Origin of the sequence: Bradyrhizobium uaiense (assembly GCF_010811875.1) — a bacterium.
In the GTDB taxonomy this organism is placed as follows: Bacteria; Pseudomonadota; Alphaproteobacteria; order Rhizobiales; family Xanthobacteraceae; genus Bradyrhizobium; species Bradyrhizobium uaiense.
The window spans coordinates 1-237 of sequence record NZ_VKHP01001093.1 but is presented as its reverse complement, the minus strand read 5'-3'; the positions used below and the strand labels follow the sequence as shown (position 1 = coordinate 237).

At 59.9% G+C, this 237-nt stretch carries 1 pseudogene; it reads left to right on the top strand.

What is annotated here, in order from left to right:
- Positions 1 to 237 (top strand): annotated as a pseudogene (locus FNJ47_RS48905) (IS701 family transposase); the annotation flags it as partial.

Below are 237 nucleotides of genomic sequence, written 5' to 3'. Positions count from 1 at the left end.
AATGGAAAACCGTGAGTTGGCGCAGCGGGACCAAAGGTCGGTTGAAAGCCCGATTTGCTGCTGTCCGTGTCCGCACCGCCGACGGACCTCCGCAGCGGATATGGGATAAGGGTCAGCAGCATCTCCCGGGCGACGAAGCTTGGCTCATTGGCGAGCAACGTGCCTCAGGGGAGAAGAAATACTATCTTGCCAATCTCCCTGCGGCGACGGATCTGCGCACACTAGCCGCCACCATCA